The organism is Streptomyces sp. NPDC002564, from assembly GCF_042889645.1.
GTDB lineage: Bacteria > Actinomycetota > Actinomycetes > Streptomycetales > Streptomycetaceae > Streptomyces.
Genome location: NZ_JBIARE010000013.1, coordinates 90,978 through 111,258 on the forward strand (window position 1 = coordinate 90,978; position 20,281 = coordinate 111,258).

Consider the following 20,281-nt stretch of genomic DNA (forward strand, 5'->3'; position numbering starts at 1 on the left):
CCCGACGCGGCACGCGGGACGGCCGGAGGCGTTGTCAGTGCCCCGCCGTACGGTGGTCGACATGAACGCCACCGCGCAGGACGGACGGACGGCCGTGTGGGCCGTCGTCGACAGCGACATCGGCCCGCTGCTGCTCGCCGCGACCGCCGAAGGGCTGGTCACCGTGGCCTTCCACGCCACGGACGCGGTGCGCGACAGGACCCTGGAGCGGCTCGGCTCCCGCCTGGGCACCGAGCCGGTCCACGCGCCCGGCTCCCCCCTGCTCGCCGAGCCGATACGGCAGCTCGCGGAGTACTTCGCGGGTGATCGCCGTGCTTTCGAGCTGCCGCTCGACTGGTCGCTGGTCTCGGGGTTCAACCGCCAGGTGCTGCGCGAGCTCGACTCCGGCGTGCCCTACGGCGCCGTGGCGGGGTACGGCGACCTGGCCCGCCGGGTCGGCCAGCCGGGCGCGGCCCAGGCCGTGGGGCTGGCGATGGGGGCCAACCCGCTGCCGGTCGTGGTGCCGTGCCACCGCGTGGTGGAGCGCGACGGCGGCATCGGCGGATTCGGCGGCGGCCTGGAGACCAAGCGGCAGTTGCTCGCCCTGGAGGGCGTGCTGCCGCAGCCGCTGTTCTGAGCCGTACTGACGCCCGCCGCGCACGGGTGGGCCGCCGTCGGTGAAGGCGGCCACCCGAGACACGCCGCCCGCCTGCGGTGACGGGATCGGGACGCCTCCCGTGACGCGATCGGGCATGTTTCGTGCGTGCGAAGTCACTGACACACTGCGTCAGTGACTTCGACCGTCGACGCCCCTGACATACCCGCTCCCGAGGCGCTGCCCGCCCTGCGCCGCCGCACGAACGCGGTCCTGATCGCCAGTCAGATACTGGGCGGGCTCGGCGTGCCGATCGGCATCGCCCTGGCGCCGGTGCTGGCGACCGACGTGAGCGGGACGGAGGCGCTGTCCGGTCTCGCGCCGACCGCGTCGGTGGCGGGCACCGCGCTGCTCTCGCTGCCGCTCGCCGCGCTGATGAACTCGCGCGGGCGGCGCGCCGGGCTCGTCCTCGCGTATGTGATCGGCGCGGTGGGCGGGGGGCTCGTGGTGCTCGCGTCGGTCGTCGGGAGCTTCGCGCTGCTGCTGCTCGGCATGGCGGCCTTCGGCTCGGGCTCGCTGGCCACGCTGCAGGCGCGGTTCGCCGCGGCCGACCTCGCCGAGCCCGAGCGCCGCGGCCGGGCCATCTCGCACGTCATCTGGGCCACCACCATCGGCTCCGTCCTCGGCCCGAACATCTCCGCGCCCGCGAGCCGGCTCTTCACCGACACCTCCATCCCGAAGGAGGCGGGCCCGTTCCTCTTCGCGGCCGGGATCTTCGCGGTGTCCGCGCTGGTGGTGGCGGTGCTGCTGCGGCCGGACCCGCTGCTCACGGCGCGTGCGCTGGCGCCGGAGGAGAGCGGGTCCGTGCAGTCCCGTTCGCTGAAGGCCGGGATCGCCGCGGTGGCCGCGTCGCCGATGGCCCGGCTCGCGCTGGTGACGGTGGCCGCGTCGCACACCGTGATGGTCTCGATCATGGTGATGACCCCGGTCGACCTGGGGCACCACGGGGCCGATCTGCAGCTGGTCGGCCTGGTCATCAGCGGGCACATCGCGGGCATGTACGCGTTTTCGCCGGTGATGGGGTGGCTGGCGGACCGGTTCGGGCGGCTCTCCGTGATCGGTCTCGCGGTGGGGCTGCTGTGCTGTGCCGCGCTGCTCGCCGGGACGGCGGGGCCGAGCCACGGGCAGACCGCGGCGGGGCTCTTCCTGCTGGGCCTCGGCTGGTCCGCGGGCCTGGTCGCGGGGTCGGCGCTGCTGACCGACTCGGTGCCGCCGCCCGCCCGGGCCGCCGTGCAGGGCCTGTCGGACCTGACCATGAACGCGGCGGCGGGGATCGGCGGCGCCGCGGCGGGCCTGATCGTGGCGCGGGCGAGCTACGGCTGGCTCAACCTCGTCGGCGTCTGCGTGCTGCTGCCGATGGCCGCGCTCGCCGTCCGCAGGGCGGTCAAGAAGGCCTGACCGGCGGCGGGCCGGGCCGTGGAGGAGGGGCGGGCGGCTTTGGGCCTTGCCTTGGTGCCGGGCTACGGAGGAGGGGCGCCCGGCCTTGGCCGGCGGGACGGACCGTGGAGGAGAACCGCCCGTCCTTGGGCATCGGTGCCGGCCGCGGAGGAGAACCGCCCGGCTGTGGGCATCAGTGCCGGGCCGCGGAGGAGAACCGCCCGGCCCTGGACCTCGGTGCCGGGCCACAGAGACGAGCTACCCGGCCCTGGACCTCGACGCCAGGCCACAGAGACGAGCTACCCGGCCCTGGACCTCGACGCCAGGCCACAGAGAAGAGCCGCCCGGCCCCGGGACTCGACGCCGGGCTTCGCCTCCGCGCCCCGGCTCGGGGCCGCGTTCAGGGCAGCGTGATGTGGTACGCCTTGCGCAGCGTCTCGTGCACGGTCCAGGTGGTGCGGTCGCCCTCGCGCAGCACGGCGGCGTCGCCGGGGCCGATCTCCAGGGTGTCGCCGCCCTCGACCTCGACGGTGGCCCGGCCGCTGACGACGACGAAGAGTTCATTGGCCTCGGTGTCGGTGACCACGCCCGGCGTGATCTGCCAGATGCCGCGCAACTGCTTGCCGTCGGCGGACTCCCAGAGCACCTTGCCGGTCACGACCGGGTCGCCGGAGACGATCTGCTCCGGGTCGAGCGGCTCGACCTCCAGCGCAACATCCGGGATATGCACGGCAAACGACGCGGCAGACTGATCATTTGTGGTCATGGCCGGTCACCCTAGCCGGGGCTTCGAAGGCGCGTCGGCCGGGGGCGGCCTTCACGCCCGCCTTCACGCCCGCCTCCACACCGGCCTTCACGCCCGGGGTTTGCCGGGGCGCGCCGCCCGCCAGGGATGAGGGGAGACCCGACAGGCAGGAGGCAGGCCCGTGCTGATGGTGTCCGACGAGGTGCAGACGGCTGTCGCGGAGCGACGCCCCGTGGTGGCCCTGGAGTCCACGATCATCGCGCACGGCCTGCCACGCCCGCGCAACCTCCAGGTGGCCGAGGAACTCGAGGCGGCCGTACGGGACGAGGGCGCCGTCCCCGCGACCATCGCCGTCCTGGACGGGCGCCCCCGGGTCGGCCTGGACAAGCGGCAGTTGGAGCGGGTCGCCAACGAGGACGGCTTCCGCAAGCTGGGCCACCGCGATCTGCCGCTCGCCGTCGCGACCGGCGCGAGCGGGGCCACCACGGTCTCGGCGACGGCGCTGCTCGCCGCACGCGCGGGCGTGCGGGTGTTCGCCACCGGCGGGCTCGGCGGGGTGCACCGGCAATGGGCCCAGACGCAGGACGAGTCGGCCGACCTGGGGCTGCTCGCCCGCACCAGGATCACGGTGGTGTGCGCGGGCGTGAAGTCGATCCTGGACGTGCCGGCGACCCTGGAGCGCCTGGAGACGCTGGGCGTCACGGTGGCGGGCTTCGGGACCGACCGCTTCCCCGGCTTCTATCTCGCGGACTCCGGGCACCCGGTGGACTGGACGCTGGACTCGCCCGGTCAGGTCGCCGAGGTGATGCGGGCCCAGGACGCGCTCGGCGGGCCCGACTCGGCGCTCGTCGTGGCGCATCCGGTGCCGCGCGAGGAGCAGCTCGATCCGGCGCTCCACGCGCGCGTGCTCGCCGACGCGCTGCGGGCGTGCGAGGAACGGGGCATCACGGGGCAGGCGATCACGCCCTTCCTGCTCGCGGAGCTGGTGCGGCGCACCGGAGGCGCATCGCTGGCGGCCAACCTCGCCGCGGTGCGCGGCAACGTCCGCCTGGCGGGACGGATCGCGTCGGCCTGGGCCGGGCGGTGACGGGCGCCGCCGGGACGCCCGGGGCGCCGGGCGCCCTGCTGGTGGTCGGCGACGTGGTGACGGACATCGTGGCCCGGCACCGTACGGCGCTCGTGCCCGGCACCGACACGGCCGCCGCCATCCGTACCGTGCCGGGCGGCGCGGGCGCCAACGTGGCCTGCTGGGCGGCGCAGGGGGGCCGGCGGGACGTACGCCTGCTCGGGCGGGTCGGCGCCGACGCGGCGGCGTGGCACGAGGGCGCCCTCACGCGCGCGGGGGTGCGGCCCCGGCTGGTCGTCGACCCCGGGGCGGCGACCGGGACGGTGATCTGCCTGGTGGACCGGGGCGCCGCGGGCGAGCGGACGTTCCTCACGGACAGCGGGGCGGCGCTGCGGCTCTCCCCCGCCGACTGGACGCCCGACCTGCTCGACGGCGTGGCCCTGCTGCACCTCTCCGGGTACCTGTTCTTCGCGGAGCCGGGCCGGGCGGCGGCGCGTACGGCGCTGGCGGCGGCCCGCGCGCGGGGGGTGCCGGTGAGCGTGGACCCGGCGTCGGCCGGTTTCCTCGCGGAGTCGGGCGCGGAGCGGTTCCTGTCGGCGGTGGACGGGGTGGACACGCTGCTGCCGAGCCGGGGCGAGGCGGAGCAGCTGACGGGGCTCGCCGACGCGGCGGACGCGGCGGCCGAGCTGAGCCGCCGCTTCCCCGCCGTGGTCGTCAAGCTGGGCGCCGAGGGCGCGCTGGTGGCGCGGGACGGCCGGGTGGTGGGGCGCTGCCCGGCCCGGCCCGCGCGGGTGCGGGACTCGACGGGCGCGGGTGACGCGTTCACGGGCTCGTTCCTCGCCGCGCGGCTCGGGGGCGCGGGGCTGCGCGAGGCGGTGGCGCAGGGGTGCGGGGCGGGCGCGCGGGCGGTCGAACTGGTCGGCGGCAGACCGCCGGACGACCCGCTCGTCGCGGGCCCGCGCCCCGCCCCCTACGACCACCACCCGTATCCGGCTCCGCTCGACCACCACCCCTCCCCGGCTCCCCTCGGCCACCATCCGTGACCACCCCGGCCGACCCCGCACCGCCGACCGCACGCCTCCCGGGCAAGCCGCCCCTCACGCACCGCCAGCACATGGCGCACCACAAGCCCGCCCCACCCCACAAGCCCACCCCGCCCGCGAGCACGTGACGCGCCGATCCGCTCGCCCGCTACACCGATCCCTTCCGCCCCCACGCGGAGATCAGTGGCGCGGTCGCCAGGTCCAGGCCGCCGGTCGCCACGTTCGCCAGGTGGTGCTCGACGTCCTCGGGCGTGGCCAGGCCCGCGGCGGCCAGGTCGGGGCCGAGCTGGCGCAGCGTCGCCGTCTCCAGGGCCGCGCAGGCCGGCGAGGCGAGCGGGAAGTACACGTCGGACTCGACCTGCCGCAGCCCCGCCTCGCGCAGCAGCCGGGGCAGCCTGCGCCCGTACGCGGGGTCGGCGCCGCGCTCCGCGAGCAGCGCCCGTACGCCGTGCCGCAGCCGGTTCGCCGTCTCCTGGGCGGGGCCGTGCGCGTCGGGGCAGGCCAGCGGCTGGAGCTCGGCGTCCGGCTCCTCGACGAGCAGCCGGCCGCCGGGGCGCAGCGCCCGCAGCATGGCGGCGAGGGCCCGCTCCCGGTCGGCCACGTCGGCCAGGACCAGCCGAGCGTGCACCAGGTCGAAGCCCTCGACGGGCGGCGGGTCGGCGGCCACGTCGTGGACGCGCACCTCGAGGGGCGAGCGCGCGGCCCGGGTCTGCCACGACGTGTCGAGGTCGGTCGCGAGGACGCGGCCGGTGGGACCGACCCGCTTGGCGAGCCAGGAGATCACGGAGGTGCCGCCCGCCCCGACCTCCCAGCAGCGCCAGCCGGGGCCGATGCCGAGGCGTTCGATGTGCCCGAAGGTGGTGGGGTCGAAGAGGGCGGCGAAGGCGTCGGAGCGCGACCGCGCCTCGGTGTGCCCGGCGTCGGCGAGCTGCCGGTGGTCGGAGAGCTGCCGGGGACCGGGGTACCGGCGGGGGTCGAGGAGATGACCGTCGATTCGCGTCATGCCGTGATCATCCCATTTGCCCCGCTTGCTCCCGGGAGGCAGAACCGGGCAATCCGGAACGGAGTGGTCCGTTCCCACAGGCCTTGGCGGGCCTTCGGACCGTACTGGCAGACTGGCACGCCTAGTTGTCGGTGCGAGGAGCCCCTATGTCGATGGCAGGCAATCTGCGGAAGGTCGGGAATCTGCGCAAGGTCGGCGGCCTGCGCAGGGTGGGCGGCCTCCGCAAGGTCGCGCGCCTGGCCCGCCGCGGTGCCCGCGTCGACCTGAGCCACCCGGCCCGCTCCCCGCTGGGCTCGTCGGTGGTGAACTGCGTGACGTACCGGGAGGGTGTGCGCCAGCCGCCGGGCCGCGATCTGGTCGAGTCGGTGGAGCGGATCCGCAAGTCCGGCGACGGCTTCGTCTGGCTGGGGCTGCACGAGCCGACGGAGGAGGAGTTCGCCGACATCGCCGACCTCTTCGGCCTGCACCCCCTCGCCGTGGAGGACGCGGTCCACGCCCACCAGCGCCCGAAGGTCGAGCGGTACGACCACACGCTCTTCGCCGTCTTCAAGACCGTCTGCTACGTGGAGCACGGCGAGCTGACCTCGACCAGCGAGGTCGTGGACACCGGCGAGATCATGGTCTTCGTCGGCCGCGAGTTCGTCATCACCGTCCGGCACGGCAGGCACGGCTCGCTCGGCCCGCTGCGCGAGGAGCTCGAAGCCTCCCCGGAGCAGCTCGCCCAGGGCCCGGCCGCGGTGCTGCACGCCATCGCGGACCAGGTCGTGGACGACTATCTCGCGGCGACCGACGCGGTGCAGATCGACATCGACCAGGTCGAGACGGACGTGTTCGCCCCGGACGGCGCGCGGGCCGACCCCGGCCGGATCTACCAGCTCAAGCGCGAACTGCTGGAGCTGAAGCGGGCGGTGGTGCCGCTCGGCCGCCCGCTCCAGATCCTCGCCACCCAGCCCATGCGGGTCATCGCCCCGCAGATACAGGCGTACTTCAGGGACGTGGACGACCACCTCAAGCGCGCCACCGAACAGATCGCCGCCTTCGACGAGTTGCTCAACTCGATCCTCCAGGCCCACCTCGCCCAGGTGACCGTCGCGCAGAACGAGGACATGCGGAAGATCACCGCCTGGGCGGCGGTCATCGCGGTGCCGACGATGGTCTGCGGCATGTACGGCATGAACTTCGACCACATGCCCGAACTGCACTGGCGGTTCGGCTATCCGATCGTCATGTCGCTGGTCGTGGCGGCCTGCTTCACGCTCTACCGCGGCTTCCGGCGGAGCGGCTGGCTGTAGGACGGCGGGACGCGGCGGGCCGGCGCCGCGTCACCCCTTGGCGTACACGCTCCCGACCCAGCCGGCGAGCTGGTCGTCGGTGAGGTGGGCCGCGAGGTCGGCCTCGCTGATCATGCCGACCAGCCGCTTGTTCTCGATCACCGGCAGCCGGCGGATCTGGTGCCCCTGCATCTCCTGGAGGACCTCGTCGACGTCGGCGCCCGAGTCGACCCAGCGCGGTGTGCCCTTCGCCATGTCGGCCGCGGTGACCCGGGACGGGTCGTGCCCCATGGCCACGCAGCCGACGACGATGTCGCGGTCGGTGAGGATGCCGCAGAGGCGCTCGTTCTCGTCGCTGATGGGCAGCGCGCCCACGTCGAGTTCCCGCATCAGCTGAGCGGCGCGGTCCAGGGTCTCGTGTCCGGGGATCCACCGGGCGCCCCGGTGCATGATGTCTCCGGCGGTGGTCATCACTGCCTCCCGTCGCCGGGCGGTGTCCGGAGCGGCGCGGCGGCGCCGCCGGTCCCGGCGCCCCTCATTCTCGCGGCGCCCGCGACGGCACGCATCCGGAGCGGCGGGGGCCGGGCGCGCGCTCAGCCGTTCCACGCCGGATGGCGCGGATCGTCGGCCCGCACCACCACGTCGGCCGCGCCCGCGGGGTCGGTCTCCCTCTCGTACCGCTCGAAGGCCGGGAGCGTCCAGCGCGTGTCCTGCGGGGTGCGCCGCGCAAGGGCCCCCGGCGAGAGCCGTACGTGCACGGTCAGGTCGAACGGGAACCAGTGCCCGAGGAGCAGCGGGCCGTGCAGCAACAGCACGCCACCGGGCGGGAGTTCGGCGTACGGGCTGCGGGTAGCGCGGTCGGCCGCCGGGTCCCACAGGTCGGGCAGCACCCGCCCGGTGCCGCCGGGGTCGAGCGGCCCGAACACCTCGCGCCACAGCGCGCCCGTGTCGAACCACCCGCTGTAGTACGCCTCCACGTCCTCGTGGCCGTACTCCAGCCGCAGTGACGCGGGCCGCAGGAACCCCTCCGTGCCGATCACCAGCGCGCTCCGCCCCCGCAGGCGCAGCGCGTCGGCCACCCGTCCGGCCAGCTCACCGGTGCCGCCGGCCGGCGCCCCGTCCACGGCCACGCGCGGCCAGGCGCTCCCGTCGGCCGTCTTCAGGTCGAGCAGACGGTCGGCGAGGGAGTCGGCCAGGCGTTCCCAGGTGATCGGTTCGAGTCGCACGTGCCCATGATGCCCCGTGCGGGGCGCGGGCCCGCCGGGCGCCGGGGCGGGGTCCGAAGACTCCCGCGTATGCGGCGGCGAGCGTCGCGTATGGCGATCGCGCGCGCCCGGGAATTGACTTGTGGTGACGCCGGGCGGCCCTGGAGGATCACTCGCCCCACCCTGCACGACGACCGTTCGATCCCGCAGCGGCCGGCCAGTCCCGCACCCACCACCGCGACCCTCACGGGAGTTGCCATGATCGACGGACCGTACTTCGTGCTCACCGTGCTGGGGGCGCTCGCCTGCGGCCTCGTCGCCGGGGTCTTCACCGCGTTCTCGACCTTCGTGATGAAGGGGCTCGCCGCGCTGCCCCCGGCGCAGGGCATCGCCGCGATGAACCGGATCAACGTCGCCGCGGTCGGCCCGGCGTTCATGGCCGTCTTCCTCGGCGCGACGGGGCTCTGCGCGGTGCTCGCCGTCGTCACGTTCGTGCTCTGGCCGGACGGGGCCACGGTCGAGCTGCTGCTCGGCAGCGCGCTGTTCCTCGTCGGCTCGTTCGGGGTGACGGTCGTGGCGAACATCCCGCGCAACGATGCCCTCGCCGAGGTCGACCAGGACAGCGCGGAGGGCGCCGCGTACTGGCATGCGTACGTACGCGAGTGGACCCGGTGGAACCACGTCCGCAGCGTCGCCTCGGCCGCCGCGACGGTGTCGTACATCCTCGCCCTGACCTGAGCCGCCCCCCTCCTGCCCGGTCTCCCGCCCCCTCCTGCCCGGTCTCTCCCGCCCTCCTCCTCCGCCCCTGCTCTCCCGCGCGCCGCCCGCCCCCACCCGACGTATGGTGACAAAAAGCCTGCGCGAGGGAGACGGCGATGGCCGACCCCAAGGGCTTCCTCACCACCGGGCGCCAGGACTGGCCGCGCCGACCCGTCGGGGAGCGCGTGAAGGACTGGGCCGAGGTGCACGTCCCCGGGGCCCTGCTGCCGATCGTCGAGCGGCAGGCGGACCGCTGCATGGACTGCGGAATCCCCTTCTGCCACCAGGCGTGCCCGCTGGGCAATCTGATCCCCGAGTGGAACGACCTCGTCTCGCGCGCCGACTGGCACGCGGCGGCGGAGCGGCTGCACGCCACGAACAACTTCCCCGAGTTCACCGGGCGGCTGTGCCCCGCCCCCTGCGAGGCGGGCTGCGTCCTCGCGATCAACCAGCCCGCGGTGACCATCAAGAACGTCGAGGCGGCCGTCGCCGACCGCATCTGGGCCGACGGACTCGCCCCGCCCCGGCCCGCGGGGCGCCCCTCCGGGCGGACGGTCGCCGTCGTCGGATCCGGGCCCGCGGGCCTCGCCGCGGCGCAGCAGCTGGCCCGCGCCGGGCACACCGTCGCGGTGTACGAGCGGGACGGGAGACCCGGCGGGCTGCTGCGGTACGGGATTCCCGCCTTCAAGATGGAGAAGCACCACCTGGAGCGCAGGCTGGGGCAGTTGACCGCCGAGGGCGTGCGGTTCCGCACCTCGACCGAGGTCGGCAGGGACGTGGACGCGGTGGAGCTGCGCGGGCGGCACGACGCGGTGGTGCTCGCCGTGGGCGCCACCGCATGGCGCGAACTGGACGTGCCCGGACGCGAGTTGGCGGGCGTCGAGCAGGCCATGGCCTACCTTCCGCTGGCGGGCCGGGTGTGCGCGGGCGAACTGGACCGCTCGCCGCTGAGCGCGGCGGGACGGCACGTCGTCGTGGTGGGCGGCGGCGACACCGGGGCGGACTGTCTGGGCACTGCCGTGCGCGAAGGGGCCGCGTCCGTCACCCAGTTGGACATCTACGCGCGCCCCGGCGCCGTGCGCGACGAGACGGCGGAGCCCTGGCCGACGTACCCGAGGCTCTACCGGCTCTCCGCGGCACACGAGGAGGCCGGGGAGCTGCGCACCGCCCCCGTGGCCGACGCCGACGCCCGGCTGTTCGCCGCGTCCACGCTCCGCTTCGAGGGGGACGGGGCCGGCCGGGTGCGGGCGCTGCGCCTGACGGAGGTCGACGCGGAACGGCGGCCGCTGCCGGGCACGGAACGGGAGCTGCCGGCCGATCTGGTGCTGCTGGCGCTCGGTTTCTCCGGGCCCGAGCGCACGCCCGGCGGGCTGCTCGACCAGCTCGGCGTGGAGCTCGACGGGCGGGGCGTGCTCGCCCGCGACGACCATTTCGCGACGAACGTCCCCGGGGTGTTCGCGACGGGCGACGCGGCCCGCGGCCAGTCGCTCGTCGTCTGGGCGATCGCGGAGGGCCGGGCGACGGCCGCGGCGGTGGACCGCTGGCTGACGGGCACGACGGAACTCCCGTGCCCGATCACGCCGTACGACCGCCCGATGACCGCGTGACGGGGGCGTGTGCGGGGGGGGTGTGCTGGGGGCGTACGCGAGGGGCGCGTACGACGGCGTACCGACGGAACGAGGCGGAGGCGACGGAGCTCCTCGGCGGGGCCGCCACGCCGGACGGGTCACGCCCGGCACCGCGGAGGCCTCACAGCTTGCGCGCGACCGCCCCGTACCCGGGCGTGGGCCCCTCGTCCGACTGCGGTGTCCACTCCCCGAGCTCCGGCTTCCACCGGTCGAGAACCGCCACACCGGGCATCACCAGCTCGTACCGCGCGAAGAACCGTTCCACCTCGGCGTGGGAGCGCAGCGCCAGCGTCATGCCGCGCGCCGCGTAGAGCTCGGCCGCCTGTTGCGCCGTCCGCGGGCTGAAGTCGGCGGTGCCGTGCGAGAGGAGCAGGTGGCTGCCCGACGGCAGGGCCGCCATCAGGCGGTCCACGAGCTCGTACGCCCCGTCCTCGTCCGCGATGAAGTGCAGCAGCGCGACCAGGCACAGCGCCACGGGCCGCTCCAGGTCCAGGACCTGCGCCGCCTCCTCGACGATCTTCTCCGGCTCGCGGAAGTCCGCCTGGATGTACGCGGTGGCCCCCCGCGGCGACGAGCGCAGCAGGGCCTCGGCGTGCGCGAGGACGATCGGGTCGTTGTCGCAGTAGACGACCCGGCTCTCCGGGGCGATCCGCTGGGCGATCTGGTGCAGGTTCGGCTCGGTCGGAATGCCGGTGCCGATGTCCAGGAACTGCCGTACCCCCTGCGAGGCGAGCCAGCGCGTGGCGCGCTGCAGGAAGGCGCGGTTGGCGCGGGCCGTCGTCAGCACCCGGCCGTCCATGGCGACGAGCTGGCGGCCCATCTCCTCGTCCACCGGATAGTTGTCCTTGCCCCCGAGGAACCAGTCGTACATCCGTGCGGGGTGAGGCGTGCTGGTGTCGATGTACGTCGAATCGGCCATGCGGGCTCCAAGCATCAACCGCCGCCTGCTCGACGGCGGGCGGTGGTCACGACAGCAGGAAGTCAGCCTCCCCGGCCTTGGCCCCCTGGATGAACGCGTTGATCTCCCCGTAGGTGTAGATGAGCGCGGGGCCGTCCGGGTCGGCGGACTGCCGCACGGCGACGCGGCCGTCGGACAGCTTCATCGCCTCCAGGCAGTTGCCGCCGTTGCCGCCGCTCCACGGCTTGTGCCAGCCCTCGGTACCGAGGTCACGGGCGGGCATGCCGTTGTAGATCCGGGCCTCGCGGATCTCGCTGCGCGAGTCGTCGCGGGCCCCGGGTGAACGCGGACCGGCAGGGCGCGTTCCGGCTCGATGTCGGTCCATGTCACAGCTCCTTGCGGAGGTCCCGGAGGATCTCCTTCGTGCGTTGTGCGGTGGCGGCCTGCGCCGCCATGCGGTCCATGACCTCCAGGTGGGTGGCCACCTCGGTGCGCGCGTCCAGGTAGACGGCGCCGGTCAGGTACTCGCTGTAGACCATGTCGGGCAGCTCCGCCATGGCGAAGCGGAACAGCACGAACGGTCCGTACGTCCCCGGGTGCGGGCCCGACGCGAACGGCGCGACCTGCAGCGTGACGTGGGGCATCTCGGCGGCCTCGAGCAGCCGGTCGATCTGGGCGCGCATCGTGTCCGGGCCGCCCACGGGCCTGCGCAGCGCGGTCTCGTCCATCACGACCCACAGCCGGGGCGCGTCCTCGCGGCTGAGCAGCGACTGGCGCTCCATGCGCAGCGCCACGTACCGCTCGATGTCCGTGGGCCGGGTCTGGCCGATGGCGCCGGACCGCATCACGCCGCGCGCGTACTCCTCGGTCTGCAGGAGTCCGGGCACGAAGTGGGGCTCGTAGGAGCGGATGAGGCTGGCCGCCCCCTCCAGGCTGACGTACATGCTGAACCAGCCCGGCAGGATGTCGTGGAAACGCTGCCACCAGCCGGGCTTGTTGGCCTCCTCGGCCAGCGTGACGAAGGCGTCGGCCTCCTCGTCGGCGACGCCGTAGGCCTTCAGGAGCAGCTGGAGATACGGGATCTTCAGCGCGACCTCGGCCGTCTCCATGCGGCGGACGGTGGCGGGGGCGACGCGAAGGATCTTCGCGGCCTCCTCGCGCTTGAGGCCGGCGCCCTCGCGCAGGTCCTGCAGGCGACGACCGAGGACGACCTGGCCGACCGTCGGCGCGGACCGCGGTTCGCTCACGTCTCCTACCTCCACCTGACTCCGCTGTGCCTCGGCCCGCACCGCACCGCGAGCCGTAGCGAGCAGTGTGCCATGTGAGGTCTCGAAGGAACACGCCACTGTGCACTTTTCAGAGTGGGTCTTGCCAAGGTGTTCCGGGCGGGGCGATAGTGGAGAGCGTGACTCCGCCCGCGCCGTTACGAACCGAAGCCGCCGAAGGGCGTCTTGGCGATCTCGCCGAGGCGTGGCCCGAGGCCGCCGAGGTCTGCGTCAGTTTCGCCCTCGCACCACGTCCGGGCTCCGTCGCTCAGGCCAGACGCCTGATGCGGGAGCAGCTGGACGGGTGGGCGGTGCGCGACGACGACGCATGCGACGCGGCGGCACTCGTCCTCTCCGAACTGGTCACCAATGCCGTGGTGCACACCGCGAGCCGGCGGATCATCTGCGAGCTCTGCGCGGATTCGGAGAAGCTGCGAATAGCCGTACGTGACGAAGGCTGCGGTTCAGGAACGCCGCGCCCGGCTCACAGGGGGGCCGACGAGGAGCACGGGAGGGGACTGCTCCTGGTCGACGCGGTCAGCAGCGCGTGGGGGGTTCACGACGCGGGGCCCGGTGTCGGGCTCACGGTGTGGGCGGAGTTGCCAAGAACGGCGTCGGCGGCGCCGGCGTGTGCGTAGAACGGATCGATCGAACGTGGCAGTGATGCGGGCGGGGGGCTTGTGAGCGCGGGTACGGTGCGGCCGTTGGATCTGAACACCCTGGTCCGCCTGTCGCGACGGCGACAGCGGTCCGCGGCCGCGACGCCACCACCCCTGCGGCTCGACCTGCCCGAGGGGATGACCGAGCCGCTCGGCTGCGACGCGGTGGCGGTGCCCGCGTCGTTCGGCCCCGGCCTCATGTCCCGGCTGCCCCGGGTGGGGTGCGTGTACGAGGAGGGGGCGCGCTGGTGGTGGATCGTGCCCGCGGACTCGGACGTCGCCATGGAGTGGCCCGCGCCCGTCGCGTACTCGGCGGGGGCAGTGGTGCGGGACGCCGGCCGTCCGCCGGTCCTGATCAACTGCCCCAGTGACGACGTCCCCTATACGCCGCCGATTCCGCTGTATCTGGCGCTGTGCCGGGTGACGGGGACCACCCCGGGATGGTCGCGGGCCCTCAGCGCGTGAGCGCTCCGCCGGGCCGGGCGGGGTAGCGGGGCTGTGCGCGCGGTCCCCCGCGCCCCTGGCGCCCCGGTGGGGCGTCCCTGCGGAAGAGGCCCGTCAGGGCGTCGCGCAGGCGTCTTCCTCGACGATCACCAGGAAGGTGTCCGTCGCGAGGTCCATCACGACCTCCGCGGGCTGGCCCTCCTGGCGGCGGGCGCGGGCGAAGTCCTCCGCGGGCCATGAGCCGCGCGGGCCGCCCGCGGGAAAGCGTTCCAGTACCGTTCGTCCGTTCGTCATGATCCCTGTCCCCCGTGTCGTTCCGTCGCGTGCGCGGTCCGCGGACCCTGTACGGAGGAGAACGCGCGAAAAGGCCCTCCGGATGCGCGGCGTGACGGAACTGAGACGGAGCAGGGGCGAATCCCGGGGTTCTCCCCGGGCCCACGGCCCGGGCGGCCCGCTCAGTCCTCGTACTCGTCGTGGTAGCGCACCCGTGCGCTGCCCGCGGGCGCCCCGAACACCGACGCCCGTCCCCTGGGTTCCTCCCACTCCTCCTGCCGGCCGAGCGCCGTGAGGTCCAGGAGGCTGGTGGTGGAGCCGATACCGTCCAGGCCGCGGGCGAACGTCCCGTACGTGTGGAAGACCCGGTCGCCGTACCGCAGGAAGCAGTTGATCGCGGGCACGTCGTACGGCTCCTCCTCGAAGGACGCCCCGAAGTCGTGGTTGAAGTCGCCGCCGTTCGTCGAGAACCAGGGCACGGTCCAGCCCATCCGGGCCTTGAACGTGAGGAGCCTGGTGAAGGGGGCGCGCGAGACCGCCACGAAGTTCGTGTTGCGGGCCCGCAGGTGCGCGAGGTGCCCGATCTGGTCGAGGAAGCCGGAGCAGCTGCGGCAGCCCTCGTCCCACTCGGGGGCGAACATGAAGTGGTAGACGATCAGTTGGTCCCTGCCGTCGAAGAGGTCGAGCAGCGTCGCCTTCCCGTCGAAGCCGTCGAAGTAGTACTCCTTGTCGACCTCGACCATCGGCAGCCCGCGGCGCGCGGCATGGAGCGCGTCACGCGCGCGGGTGACCGCCTTCTCCTCGGCGAGCAACTCCTCGCGCGCGACGAGCCACTCCTCGCGCGTGACGATGTCCGGAAGTCCCATGGTGTGTCTCCTCCACCCTTCGGGCGCGTACCTCTGCGGAGGGTGGACCCGCGGGCTTCGCGGAACTCATCGCTCTGGGGCGAAGAAGTTCCAAAGAATCACCGGGAGTTGACGGGGACCGCGGGCAGGCCCGGCGGCGGAGCGCTCAGGCCCCGTACTCCTGGATGCGTCCGCCGTGGCCGCGGTCGACGAGTGCGGGCAGCAGTTCGCCCAGCTCACCGACGATGTCCGGCACGTCCAGGGTGCGCAGTTCACGGTCGCGCATCAGGATCCGGCCCGCGACCACCGTGGTGCGGACGTCGGCGGAACGCGCGCTGTGCACGAGCGTGGCGGCGAGGTCGTGCACGGGCTGGGTGTGCGGTCCGCTCACGTCGACGAGGACGAGGTCGGCCCGCCGCCCCGGCGCCAGGCTGCCGATCTCCTCCCCGAGTCCGACGGCCCGCGCGCTCTGCAGGGTGGCGTGGTCCAGTGCCTGCCGGGCGGTGAGCCAGGCCGGGTCGCGCTCCACGTACTTCTGGACGAGCGCGGTGAGCGTCATGGATTCCCACACGTCGAGCGTGTTGTTGGAGGCGGCGCCGTCGGTGGCCAGGCCGACCGGGATGCCCGCCTCGCGCAGGGCCCGTACGGGCGTGGTGTCCCAGCCGAACTTCAGATACCCGCGCGGCGCGGACGCCACCGCGACACGGCCGCCCGCGCGGCGCAGGACGGGAAGGTCGCGCGCGGTGTCGAGGCCGGTGGCGTGCGCGAGCAGCAGGTCGACGTCGAGCAGCCCGGCGCGCGCCAGGATCTCCACCGGGGTCAGACCGTGCCGGGCCAGGCTGTTGTCGGTCTGCTCGCGGTTCTCGGCGGCGTGCAGATGGACCGGCAGGCCGTGCTCCCCGGCCAGCCGGGCGGTCGCGGCGAGATCGTCCTCGTCGACGGTGTACGGGGCGTGCGGGGCGAGGCAGGTGGTGATGCGGCCGTCGGCGGCGCCGCGCTGCCGGAGCGCGAAGTCGAGGGAGGCGGCGCGTCCTTCGGGTCCCTGCGAGCTGAAGTAGGCCTGGCCGAGCAGGGCGCGCAGGCCGCTCTCGTCGGTGGCGGCGGCCACCTCGTCCATATGGAAGTAGTGGTCGGCGAAGGTGGTGACGCCGCCGCGGATCATCTCGGCGCAGGCCAGCCGCGCGCCGAGCCGGACGGCGCGCGCGGTCAGGTTGGACTCGACGGGCCAGATCCAGTCGTTGAACCACGCGTGGGCCGGCAGGTCCTCGGCGAGGCCGCGCAGGGCCACCATCGGGGTGTGCGTGTGGCAGTTGACGAGGCCGGGGAGGGCGACGGTGCCGCGGCCGTCGATGTGTTCGGGGGCGACGGCGCGGGGCGGGCCGCCCGCTGCCCCCTCCGGCGGTCCGTCCACAGGTCTGTCCGCTGCCCCGCCCTCGGGTCCGGCGGTGGATCCGGCCGTGGGTCCGGCCGTGGGTCCGGCCGCCGTGACCGAGGCGATGAGTCCGTCGCGTACGACGATCGTGGCGTCGTCGACGAAGACGATCTCGCCCCGCGGACCGTGGGTCACGGCCGTGCAGCCGGTGACGACGAGGTCGGCGGGACCGTGCGTGATGAGTCCGGCGGGGCCCGGCGGGGGAGGCGGCGTCATCTCTTCACGGTAGTGCGAGTGCGCATCCCGAGGCCCTGTCGCGGGGACGGTTTCGCGAGCACGCTGACCCCACCCGCCGATCGGCCGAGGGGGACGGACGAGGGAGGCGGCCATGATCGTCGGCACCTGGAACCTGGAGAACCTGTACCGGCCCGGCGGGGCGTTCGGCCCCAAGGACAAGGCCGCGTACGAGGCGAAGCTCGGCTCGCTCGCGGCGACGGTCACCGCGCTGCGGCCGAGCGTCCTCGCCGTGCAGGAGGTCGGCGACCCGGCCGCCCTGACGGACCTGGCGGGCATGCTGGAGGGCACCTGGCACGTCACCCTCTCCGAGCACGCGGACGACCGGGGCATCCGGGTCGGGTTCCTCACCAGCCTCCCGGTGTTCGTGCAGGCCGACGAGGCCGCCTTCCCGGAGGAACTGCGTCCGGTCCAGGCCGACGACGCGGGCCGGACGACGGGACGGGCCGGGCGCGGGATCCTCGCGGTGACGGTGACGACGCGGGCGTTCTTCTTCGACGCGGTCGTCTGCCACCTCAAGTCGAAGCTCCTGACCTACCCCGGGGGCCGTTTCCAGCCGCGCGACGAGGGCGAGCGGGCGCGGGCCGGCGCCTACGCCCTGTACCGGCGTACGGCCGAGGCCACCGTCGTACGCGCGGTCGCCGACCGGCTCCTCAAGGGCGACGGCCGGGAGCACCACGTCGCCGTGCTCGGCGACCTCAACGACGAGGTCGGCGCGGCCACGACGCAGATCCTGCTCGGCCCGCCCGGCTCGGAGATCGGCACGCCCGGCTTCGACCGCCCGGACAAGGGCGATGCGGCGCGGCTGTGGAACGTGGCCCCGCTGATCCCGCCCGAGCAGCGCTTCTCCCGCATCCACGCGGGCCGCCGCGAACTCATCGACCACGTCCTGGTCAGCCGCGGCCTGATGGACCAGGTACGGGGCGCAGGCACGGGCGCGCCGGGCACCTCGACGGCCGCGCTGCCGTCGGTGGCGGACGGGGATCCGGCGGCGCGGAGGGACGCGGCGGGGTCGGATCACGCACCGGTGTGGATGCGGATACAGCCGTAGGGCCGGGTTCGGGGGTGGGGGGGTGGCGCCGAAGCGGGCAGAGGTGCGGGGGCGCGGCAGAGGTGCGAGGGGACGGACGGCCCAGAGACGCGAGCGGGGCGCGGCAGGGGGGTGCGGGTCGACGCAGAGACGCGCGCAGGGCGCGGCAGGGGGGTGCGGGTCGACGCAGAGGTACGAGCGGGGCGCGGCAGGGGGGTGCGGGTCGACGCAGAGGTGCGAGCGGGGCGCGGGGGCACGCCCCCTAAGCTGCTCCCGGCCCCAGCCGGGTCTTCCGCACCCGACCGGCGCCGACCCCCGCCGCCCGTCAGCCCTCAACCACCTCCCGCCCCATCCCGCCCACACGGCACCCACCCACCCACCCGCCTCTCCCGACTCCCAGGAGCCGCCACCGTGTTCGACCCCGCAGCCGCAGCCGACGCAGCCGCCACGTCCGCGCACCCGTACCCCGACAGCCTCGACCAGGGACCGGACGCGGTGCCCGCGCCGCACGCGCTGCTCGCGCCCGTCCTCGGGCTGCTCGGCACGTGGCAGGGCCGGGGCCGCGGCGCATATCCGACGCTGCCCGCGGACTTCTCGTACGCCCAGGAGGTCACCTTCAGCCACGACGGCCGCCCCTTCCTGCGCTACGAGGCGCGCGCCTGGATCGTCGACGCCGACGACCGGCCGCTGCGCCCCGCGGCACGGGAGAGCGGCTGGTGGCGGCTGCAGCCCGACGGGCGGGTGGAGGCGCTGGTCACCCAGCCCACCGGCATCGCCGAGATCGCGGTCGGCACCGCGGCCGACGGGACGATCGACCTCGCCACGCACGGGGTGGCCCTCACCCCGACCGCGAAGGAGGTCACCGCCACCCGCCGCCGCTACACGCTGACCGACGCCGACACGCTCACCTTCACCCACGAGATGGCGGCGGTGGACCAGCCCCTGCAGCACCACCTCGCGGCGGAGCTGCGGCGCAAGGGCTAGCCGGCGGCAGGAGGCGCGAAGGACGGGCGGACCGGGCCGTCCCGGCCCCCGAACGTCCGTCCGACCGCCCGACCGCCCGACCGCCCGCCCGTGACACGATGTCCCGCTGTGAACACCGAGGTACGTGATCAGCCAGGGACGACGGGGACGCGAGGGGGCTATCCCCGGGGAGCGCCGGAGGAGGCCGACGAGACGTCGGCAGCCTCCTCCTCTGCCGCAGCGGCCGAGGCGGACGGATGGCCGGACGTTCCCGGCGACACGGCCCTCACGATCCGCGTCCCGGAGGCGAACCCTCTGGTGCGGGCGGGCTTCCCGGCCCACGTCACGGTGCTCTACCCGTTCCTCGACGTGTCCCGCCTCACCTCGGCCACGCACGCCGAGCTGGCGGAACTCTTCGCCGCCCAGGACCCGTTCACGTTCACGTTCGGCGAGTTCCGCCGCTATCCGGGCGTCCTCTACCTCCCGCCGGTCCCGGACGCCCCCGTACGCGCCCTCACCCGCTCCCTCACGACCCGCTGGCCCGAGGCACTCCCCTACCGGGGCATCTTCCACCCTCCCCTGGCGCCCCACCTGACCCTCGCGAACCACGAGGGGCCGGACACGTACGAGGCGGCGTACGACGCGCTGGAGCGCCGGCTGGCCCCGCACCTTCCCCTGGTCAGCCATGTGACGTCCGTCCAGCTGATCGTGACGGACGGGCCGGGCAGGGGCTGGCGGGACCTCGCGGAGTACCGGCTGGGGACGGGCGGGCCGACGGCTGTGTGACGGGCTGGCCACACACGTGTGAAACCGATGACGGCCAATCAGGCCATACCGCCGGAAGGCGGGCATCGGGCACGCGCGGGTCCGCTACGGTTTGCCGCCGTTATGGATCTACGGCTCCCGCGGCCGCCCCGCACCTTCTCCCCGAAAGGGAACGCCCCATGGCCCTCTCCTTCCCCCGCGTCTCCGGCACCCGCCTGGCCGTGGCCGTCGCCGCCACCACCGCCCTGGCCGTCGGCGCGCCCGCCGCGTACGCCTCGCTGGACGACAGCGGTTCGAGCGGTTCGGCACGTGCCGCCGCCGCATCGACGGTCTCCCGCGGCAAGCCCTTCACCGAGACGCGCCTCTTCTTCGGCACGGAGCGCCCCGACGGCGGGCCGGCCGTCACCGACAAGCAGTTCATGGCCTTCATCGACAAGGAGGTCACGCCGGGCTTCCCCGACGGCCTCACCATCCAGGACGGCCGCGGCCAGTGGCGCGACTCCCACGGCAAGATCGAGCGCGAGCGTTCGTACGAGCTGATCCTGCTGTACCCGACACCCGAGGCGGGCAAGCGGGACGCGCAGATCGAGGAGATCCGCGGCGACTACGAGAAGGCCTTCGCCCAGGACTCGGTGGCCCGCCTGGACGAACACACACGCGTCGACTTCTGACCCACCCCGTCGCCACCGCGCCTCCCGGCTCACGGCCCCGGACCGCACGGCCCCGGGCCTCACCTCCGGCC

The 20,281-nt window shown here is 74.3% G+C and carries 23 protein-coding genes; 13 read left to right on the top strand and 10 right to left on the bottom strand.

Features of this window, described 5'->3' with window-relative positions; all coding sequences use genetic code 11:
- The first annotated feature begins 61 nt into the window (after positions 1-61).
- Complete coding sequence (locus tag ACFYXE_RS33285; protein ID WP_389319032.1) at positions 62-616, top strand: methylated-DNA--[protein]-cysteine S-methyltransferase; 555 nt, start codon at positions 62-64, stop codon at positions 614-616.
- A gap of 153 nt (positions 617-769) precedes the next feature.
- Entirely contained in the window at positions 770-2,032 is a 1,263-nt protein-coding gene (locus tag ACFYXE_RS33290; protein WP_389319034.1) for an MFS transporter, read from the top strand.
- A gap of 379 nt (positions 2,033-2,411) precedes the next feature.
- Here ACFYXE_RS33290 and ACFYXE_RS33295 read toward each other — a convergent pair whose 3' ends face one another.
- Entirely contained in the window at positions 2,412-2,777 is a 366-nt protein-coding gene (locus tag ACFYXE_RS33295) for a cupin domain-containing protein (protein ID WP_389319036.1), read from the bottom strand.
- Between the two features lie 166 nt (positions 2,778-2,943).
- On the opposite strand from ACFYXE_RS33295, the gene ACFYXE_RS33300 reads away from it, so the two are divergent.
- Positions 2,944-3,843, top strand: coding sequence for a pseudouridine-5'-phosphate glycosidase (locus ACFYXE_RS33300; RefSeq protein ID WP_361171727.1), 900 nt, complete (start codon positions 2,944-2,946; stop codon positions 3,841-3,843).
- Entirely contained in the window at positions 3,840-4,865 is a 1,026-nt protein-coding gene (locus ACFYXE_RS33305; protein WP_389319038.1) for a carbohydrate kinase family protein, read from the top strand. The genes ACFYXE_RS33300 and ACFYXE_RS33305 overlap by 4 nt, the downstream gene beginning before the upstream one ends.
- 148 nt (positions 4,866-5,013) lie before the next feature.
- Here ACFYXE_RS33305 and ACFYXE_RS33310 read toward each other — a convergent pair whose 3' ends face one another.
- Entirely contained in the window at positions 5,014-5,868 is an 855-nt protein-coding gene (locus ACFYXE_RS33310; RefSeq protein ID WP_389319040.1) for a methyltransferase domain-containing protein, read from the bottom strand.
- Positions 5,869-6,032: 164 nt separating this feature from the next.
- Between ACFYXE_RS33310 and ACFYXE_RS33315 the strand changes: the two genes are divergently transcribed.
- Positions 6,033-7,160, top strand: a complete 1,128-nt coding sequence (locus ACFYXE_RS33315) for a magnesium and cobalt transport protein CorA (RefSeq protein WP_389319162.1) — start codon at positions 6,033-6,035, stop codon at positions 7,158-7,160.
- A gap of 30 nt (positions 7,161-7,190) precedes the next feature.
- Here the strand turns inward: ACFYXE_RS33315 and ACFYXE_RS33320 are convergent, their stop codons facing one another.
- Entirely contained in the window at positions 7,191-7,610 is a 420-nt protein-coding gene (locus tag ACFYXE_RS33320; RefSeq protein ID WP_361171665.1) for a CBS domain-containing protein, read from the bottom strand.
- A 122-nt stretch (positions 7,611-7,732) separates the two neighbouring features.
- Positions 7,733-8,365: a uridine kinase gene (locus tag ACFYXE_RS33325; protein ID WP_389319043.1), complete on the bottom strand. Its 633-nt coding sequence runs from the start codon at positions 8,363-8,365 to the stop codon at positions 7,733-7,735.
- Between the two features lie 237 nt (positions 8,366-8,602).
- Here ACFYXE_RS33325 and ACFYXE_RS33330 point away from each other — a divergent pair, with 237 nt between their 5' ends.
- Positions 8,603-9,082, top strand: a complete 480-nt coding sequence (locus ACFYXE_RS33330; RefSeq protein WP_389319045.1) for a DUF1772 domain-containing protein — start codon at positions 8,603-8,605, stop codon at positions 9,080-9,082.
- 137 nt (positions 9,083-9,219) lie between these two features.
- On the top strand, positions 9,220-10,710 hold the full coding sequence (locus tag ACFYXE_RS33335) for a glutamate synthase subunit beta (RefSeq protein ID WP_389319047.1): 1,491 nt from the start codon (positions 9,220-9,222) through the stop codon (positions 10,708-10,710).
- Positions 10,711-10,852: 142 nt separating this feature from the next.
- Here the strand turns inward: ACFYXE_RS33335 and ACFYXE_RS33340 are convergent, their stop codons facing one another.
- From ACFYXE_RS33340 to ACFYXE_RS33350, 3 genes are all read right to left on the bottom strand, one after another.
- Positions 10,853-11,650 (bottom strand): SAM-dependent methyltransferase, encoded by a 798-nt coding sequence (locus ACFYXE_RS33340; protein ID WP_389319049.1) that lies wholly within the window; start codon positions 11,648-11,650, stop codon positions 10,853-10,855.
- Between the two features lie 46 nt (positions 11,651-11,696).
- Positions 11,697-11,912, bottom strand: a complete 216-nt coding sequence (locus tag ACFYXE_RS33345; RefSeq protein WP_361171730.1) for a DUF397 domain-containing protein — start codon at positions 11,910-11,912, stop codon at positions 11,697-11,699.
- A gap of 103 nt (positions 11,913-12,015) precedes the next feature.
- Positions 12,016-12,876 carry a helix-turn-helix transcriptional regulator gene (locus ACFYXE_RS33350; protein ID WP_361171679.1) on the bottom strand — a complete coding sequence of 287 codons (861 nt, stop codon included), beginning with the start codon at positions 12,874-12,876 and terminating at the stop codon, positions 12,016-12,018.
- Between the two features lie 158 nt (positions 12,877-13,034).
- Here ACFYXE_RS33350 and ACFYXE_RS33355 point away from each other — a divergent pair, with 158 nt between their 5' ends.
- Together ACFYXE_RS33355 and ACFYXE_RS33360 are read left to right on the top strand one after the other, a co-directional pair.
- A complete protein-coding gene (locus ACFYXE_RS33355) occupies positions 13,035-13,532 on the top strand; it encodes an ATP-binding protein (RefSeq protein WP_389319052.1) in 498 nt (165 codons plus the stop codon).
- Between the two features lie 72 nt (positions 13,533-13,604).
- Positions 13,605-14,018, top strand: coding sequence for a hypothetical protein (locus ACFYXE_RS33360; protein ID WP_361171733.1), 414 nt, complete (start codon positions 13,605-13,607; stop codon positions 14,016-14,018).
- Between the two features lie 93 nt (positions 14,019-14,111).
- Here ACFYXE_RS33360 and ACFYXE_RS33365 read toward each other — a convergent pair whose 3' ends face one another.
- The 3 genes from ACFYXE_RS33365 to ACFYXE_RS33375 form a co-directional block, all read right to left on the bottom strand.
- A complete protein-coding gene (locus tag ACFYXE_RS33365) occupies positions 14,112-14,291 on the bottom strand; it encodes a hypothetical protein (RefSeq protein ID WP_389319054.1) in 180 nt (59 codons plus the stop codon).
- Positions 14,292-14,452: 161 nt separating this feature from the next.
- Entirely contained in the window at positions 14,453-15,136 is a 684-nt protein-coding gene (locus tag ACFYXE_RS33370) for a DUF899 domain-containing protein (RefSeq protein WP_389319056.1), read from the bottom strand.
- A 145-nt stretch (positions 15,137-15,281) separates the two neighbouring features.
- Positions 15,282-16,763, bottom strand: coding sequence for an amidohydrolase (locus ACFYXE_RS33375; protein WP_389319058.1), 1,482 nt, complete (start codon positions 16,761-16,763; stop codon positions 15,282-15,284).
- 112 nt (positions 16,764-16,875) lie between these two features.
- Between ACFYXE_RS33375 and ACFYXE_RS33380 the strand changes: the two genes are divergently transcribed.
- From ACFYXE_RS33380 to ACFYXE_RS33395, 4 genes are all read left to right on the top strand, one after another.
- On the top strand, positions 16,876-17,832 hold the full coding sequence (locus ACFYXE_RS33380) for an endonuclease/exonuclease/phosphatase family protein (protein ID WP_389319060.1): 957 nt from the start codon (positions 16,876-16,878) through the stop codon (positions 17,830-17,832).
- Between the two features lie 390 nt (positions 17,833-18,222).
- Positions 18,223-18,795: an FABP family protein gene (locus tag ACFYXE_RS33385; RefSeq protein ID WP_361171697.1), complete on the top strand. Its 573-nt coding sequence runs from the start codon at positions 18,223-18,225 to the stop codon at positions 18,793-18,795.
- A gap of 108 nt (positions 18,796-18,903) precedes the next feature.
- The gene (locus ACFYXE_RS33390) at positions 18,904-19,560 is read left to right on the top strand and encodes a 2'-5' RNA ligase family protein (protein WP_389319063.1); all 657 of its coding nucleotides are present in this window, start codon (positions 18,904-18,906) and stop codon (positions 19,558-19,560) included.
- 158 nt (positions 19,561-19,718) lie between these two features.
- Positions 19,719-20,210: a DUF3574 domain-containing protein gene (locus tag ACFYXE_RS33395; protein WP_389319065.1), complete on the top strand. Its 492-nt coding sequence runs from the start codon at positions 19,719-19,721 to the stop codon at positions 20,208-20,210.
- Positions 20,211-20,281: the final 71 nt, after the last annotated feature.